We start from the raw sequence: 4960 nt of genomic DNA on the forward strand, positions 1-4960 counted from the left end.
CGGTCATCCGCGACCACTACGAAACCCACGAAGCCGCGCGCGCGATGTCGCTGCTGATGCTCATCATGGGCCTCGCGCCCATCCTCGCGCCGCTGATCGGCGGCCAGCTGCTGGCCATCACCTCGTGGCGCAGCCTGTTCTGGGTGATGCTGGCGGGCGGTGCGATGTTGATGGCGGCGGTCATCATGATCATGAAGGAATCCCTAACGCCGGACCGCGTGGTGCCGCTGCGCTGGAGCACCATCCTGCAGAACTACCGCGGCCTCTTCGCGCACCGCGGCTTCATGTCGCACAGCCTGGCGGGCGGGTTCGGGCAGGCCGGCATGTTTGCGTACATCATCGGTTCGCCCCGCGTCTTCATCGAACTCTACGGCGTGCCGCCGCAGTACTACGGTCTGCTGTTTGGCACCAACGCGCTGTCTCTCATCATCTGCTCGCAGATCAGCGCCCGCCTGCTGCGCACCCACACGCCGCGCCAATTGCAGCGCCGTGCGCTGGTCACGCTGGCGTGCGCCAGCCTCGTCGCCGTCGCCCTGACACTGGCCGGTTTGATGACGCTGCCGCTGCTGATGCTGTGCCTGATCGCCTACATGGGCAGCCAGGGCTTCGTGAACCCCAACTCGGCGGCGCTCGCGCTGTCCGACCAAGGCAAGCGCCTGGGCGCGGCGTCGGCCCTATTGGGGACGCTTCAATTGTCGTGCGGCGCCCTGGCGGGTTTTGCCGTCAGCGCCTGGCAGGCCGACACCGCCCTGCCCCTGACGACCACCCTGGCGGCGTGCGCCTGCCTGTCCTGGACAGCCGGCCGTGTGGCGCGTTCGCACACCGCGTAGCCCTTTGGCTTGATTTATTTAAGAATTCCGTATTAGAATCGCGGTCTTCACATGAAGTTTCCCGTGCAGGACTACTATGCTTTGTAGTTCAGCACTCTGACCCCCAACCGCGTGTTGTGAATTCAAAGCTTGAATTCAAGCGGGTGGCAGGCAGCGGGTATAAGCACTGGGGTGAAATCACTTTCCCCCTCATCCACTAAGACTGGGTGGCCGGCCAAGGCAGCGCACAGCGCAGCCCACACAGCCCGGCGGCTAAACCCCCGTCTACCCCCCGAAGCGATGCGCGGCAAGAACGACACTAAAGAGGTGCATCCATGGCACGCGTATGCCAAGTGACCGGCAAAGGCCCGATGGTGGGCAACAATGTTTCGCACGCGAACAACAAGACCAAGCGCCGCTTCCTGCCCAACCTGCAATCGCGCCGGTTCTGGGTTGAAAGCGAAAACCGCTGGGTTCGCCTGCGTGTTTCGGCCAAGGCCATCCGCACGATCGACAAGAACGGCATCGAAGCCGTGCTGGCCGACATGCGTGCCCGCGGCGAACTGGCCTAATCGGCCGCCCCGCCAATCTACATACTAGGAGCACGACATGGCCAAAGGTATCCGCGAAAAGATCAAGCTCGAGTCGACCGCCGGCACGGGTCATTTCTACACGACCACCAAGAACAAGCGCAACATGCCCGAGAAGATGCTGATCAAGAAATTTGATCCGGTCGCTCGTAAGCACGTCGACTACAAGGAAACCAAGCTGAAGTAATTCAGCCGGTATCCCGCAAGAAAGGCCCTGTCATGCAGGGCCTTTTTTATTGCCGTTATTTTCTTGCCATTCGTTTTCCACCATCATTTGCCGCCGCGCTGAAGGCCATGTTTCAATTAGGCCGCACCCGCGGCGCCCCAGGCGCGCGCAGGGGCCCGATTCATTCAACGCTGCGATAACCCGCCATGATCCGTCCCTGCCTCACCCTGCTGCGCCGCGCCGTTGCGCCCGCCCTTATCGCCCTGGCGCTGGCGCCGGCCGCCCCCGCCGCCGCGAAAGACAAGGAACCGCCGATCCGCATCGGCGAGATCAACAGCTACAAGGCCATTCCCGCCTTTCTGGGTCCGTACAAGAAGGGCTGGCAGTTGGCGCTTGAAGAAGTCAACGCCGCGGGCGGCGTGCTGGGCAGAAAGCTCGAGGTCATCTCGCGCGACGATAACGGCAATCCCGGCGACTCGGTCCGCGCCGCGCAGGAATTGCTGGCGCGCGAAAAAGTCGAGTTGCTGTTCGGCGGCTTTCTTTCCAACACGGGTCTTGCACTGACCGACTTCGCCAAGCAGCAAGAGGTGTTCTTTCTGGCCGCCGAACCGCTGACCGACAAGATCACCTGGCAGGAAGGCAACCGCTATACCTACCGCCTGCGTCCCTCCACCTGGATGCACGTGGCCGCGCTGGCCCCCAAGGCGCTCGCGCTGCGCAAGAAGCGCTGGGCCATCGTCTATCCCAATTACGAATACGGCCAATCCGCCGTGGCCACGTTCAAGGCCATGATGCAATCGTTCCAGTCCGACGTGGAATTCGTCGCCGAACAAGCCGTGCCGCTGGGCAAGGTGGATGCCGGCGCGGTCGTGCAGGCGCTGGCCGACGCCAAGCCCGACGCCATCTTCAACGTGCTGTTCGCCGCCGACCTGACCCGCTTCGTGCGCGAAGGCAACACGCGCGGCCTGTTCGAAAACATGCCCGTCGTGTCGCTCTTGTCCGGCGAACCCGAATACCTGGAACCGCTGGGCGCCGACACGCCCACCGGCTGGATCGTCACCGGCTACCCCTGGTACGCCATCGACACCCCGGCCAACAAGACCTTCGTCGAGGCCTACAAGAAGCGTTTCAACGAGACGCCCAAGGTCGGCTCCGTGGTCGGCTACGCGTCGCTGATGTCGATTGCGCAGGGCCTGAAGGCCGCCGGTTCCGTCGACACGGAAAAGCTCGTCGACGCCTTTGCCGGCCTGAAGGTGGACACGCCCTACGGCCCCATCCAGTACCGCAAGATAGACCATCAATCCACGATGGGCGTCTATGTGGGCGTGACGGCGGTCGAAGACGGCAAGGGCATCATGAAGGATTTCGCCTACATCGACGGCGCCCGCCTGCAACCGCCTGACGAGCAGGTGCGAAAGATGCGGCCGGCGCCGGCCCGCTGATGAATGTATCCGGGCTGCTGCTGCAGCTACTCAACGGCCTGGCCGACGCCAGCGCGCTGTTTCTGGTCGCCGCCGGGCTTTCGCTGATCTTTGGCGTGACCCGCGTGGTCAATTTCGCGCACGGCTCGTTCTACATGCTGGGCGTGTACCTGGCCTGGACCTTCACCAGCCACTTCGGCGGCGGCGCGGGCTACTGGTTCGGGCTGCTGCTGGCGGCGCTAGCTACCGGCCTGATCGGCGCCGCGGCCGAACTGCTGGTGCTCAAGCGCCTGTACCGCGCCCCCGAACTCTTCCAGCTGCTGGCCACCTTTGCGCTGGTCCTCATCATCGGCGACGTGGCCCTGGCGGTCTGGGGTCCCGAAGACCTCTTCTCCGCCCGCGCGCCGGGCCTGTCGGGCGCCGTGCAGATCCTGGGCCGCCGCTATCCCGAATACGACCTGCTGCTGATCGCCGCCGGTCCTATCGTGCTGGGCCTGCTGTGGCTGCTGCTCATGCGCACGCGCTGGGGCCGGCTGCTGCGCGCCGCGGCCGAGAACCGCACGATGCTCGCGGCCCTGGGCGTCAACCAGGCCTGGCTGTTCACGTCGGCCTTCACGCTGGGCGCCTTCCTTGCCGGCCTGGGCGGGGCGCTGGCCGCGCCGCGCGTGCCCGCCACACTGGGCCTGGACCTGGAGATCATCGCCAGCGCCTTCGTGGTGGTGGTCGTGGGCGGGCTCGGATCGATACCGGGCGCGTTCCTGGCGGCCGTCCTGATCTGCTCGGTCAAGGCGCTGTTCGTGTTCCTGGGCCAGGTCGCCATCGGCCCCTGGGCATTCAACCTGTCCAAGCTCACGCTGCTGGCTGAATTCGCGGTAATGGCCGTGGTGCTGGTCGTGCGGCCATGGGGCCTGATGGGCAAGCCGCCCGCGCCGGCCTCGCACGCCGGACCGCCCGAACGCCCCATCGCCCCCGCTGGGCCTCGGCTGCGTCTGGCCTACGCCGTGCTGCTGGTCCTGTTGGCGCTGGTGCCCGTCGCCACGCTGTACTGGCCCTATCTCAGCATCCTGATGACCGAGATCCTGATCGCCGCGCTGTTTGCCGCCAGCCTGCACTTTCTGACCGGACTGGCGGGCATGACGTCGTTCGGCCACGCCGCATGGTTCGGGCTGGGGGCCTACGGCGCCGCGTTGCTGCTGAAACTGGCCGCCATCCCCATGGAAGCGGCGCTACTGCTCGGCCCGTTCGCCGCGGCCCTTGGCGCGCTGGTGTTTGGCTGGTTCTGTGTGCGCCTGTCCGGCGTGTACCTCGCCATGCTGACCCTGGCCGTCGCGCAGATCCTGTGGGCGCTCACCTATCAATGGGATGACGTGACCGGCGGCAGCAACGGGCTGACCGGCTTGTGGCCCTCGGCATGGCTCTCGCAAGGGCCGTGGTTCTATTACCTGTCGCTGGTGCNNTGCGCTGCGCGGCGTGCGCGATTCGGCCTTGCGCGCCGAAGCGCTGGGCATGGACACGCGCCGCATCCAGTGGGCCGGATTTGTGGCCGCCTCGTTCGCGGCGGGCCTGGCCGGCTCGCTTTATGCATTTTCCAAGGGCAGCATCGCGCCCGACGTGCTGGCGGTAAGCCGCTCGGTGGACGGACTGGTGATGGTGTTGCTGGGCGGGATCCAGACGCTGGCCGGTCCGCTCGTTGGCGCGGCGTCCTACACCTGGCTGCAGGACGCCGCGGCGCGCAGCACCGAATACTGGCACGCGGTGCTGGGCCTGGCCATCCTGGCGCTGGTCATGGCCTTTCCCGAAGGACTGGCCGGCGCGGCGGCCCGCCTGCGCAGGAGGTCCGCATGACGACGGCAGCTCCCCTGCTGCAGGTGCGCAACCTGCGCAAATCCTTCGGCGGCATCGACGCGCTGGCCGACGTGTCTTTCGACCTGCAAGCCGGACACATGCTGGCCTTGATCGGCCCGAACGGCGCGG

At 65.9% G+C, this 4960-nt stretch carries 4 protein-coding genes and 1 pseudogene; all 5 read left to right on the forward strand.

All coding sequences use genetic code 11. The annotated features are described in order from the left end of the window. Nucleotides 1-830: MFS transporter (locus B3446_RS14600; RefSeq protein ID WP_291382709.1), on the forward strand; the 830-nt coding region annotated here is incomplete at its 5' end. Between the two features lie 314 nt (nucleotides 831-1144). After that, nucleotides 1145-1381, forward strand: coding sequence for a 50S ribosomal protein L28 (gene rpmB, locus B3446_RS14605; RefSeq protein ID WP_076515521.1), 237 nt, complete (start codon nucleotides 1145-1147; stop codon nucleotides 1379-1381). A gap of 37 nt (nucleotides 1382-1418) precedes the next feature. Then, on the forward strand, nucleotides 1419-1586 hold the full coding sequence (gene rpmG / locus B3446_RS14610; protein ID WP_003810296.1) for a 50S ribosomal protein L33: 168 nt from the start codon (nucleotides 1419-1421) through the stop codon (nucleotides 1584-1586). Nucleotides 1587-1771: 185 nt separating this feature from the next. Then, a complete protein-coding gene (locus B3446_RS14615) occupies nucleotides 1772-3007 on the forward strand; it encodes an ABC transporter substrate-binding protein (protein WP_175139356.1) in 1236 nt (411 codons plus the stop codon). Beyond that, a pseudogene (locus B3446_RS14620) lies at nucleotides 3007-4831 on the forward strand (ABC transporter permease). The gene B3446_RS14615 and the pseudogene B3446_RS14620 overlap by 1 nt, the downstream one beginning before the upstream one ends. The last annotated feature ends 129 nt before the right edge of the window (nucleotides 4832-4960 follow it).

It is taken from the genome of Achromobacter sp. UBA5777, from assembly GCF_002418565.1.
GTDB classification, from domain to species: Bacteria; Pseudomonadota; Gammaproteobacteria; order Burkholderiales; family Burkholderiaceae_B; genus Achromobacter; species Achromobacter animicus.

Coding starts and splice junctions, on each gene's coding strand:
- rpmG (WP_003810296.1), top strand. CDS start 1,419: ATGGCCAAAGGTATCCGCGAAAAGATCAAGCTCGAGTCGACCGCCGGC.
- rpmB (WP_076515521.1), top strand. CDS start 1,145: ATGGCACGCGTATGCCAAGTGACCGGCAAAGGCCCGATGGTGGGCAAC.
- B3446_RS14615 (WP_175139356.1), top strand. CDS start 1,772: ATGATCCGTCCCTGCCTCACCCTGCTGCGCCGCGCCGTTGCGCCCGCC.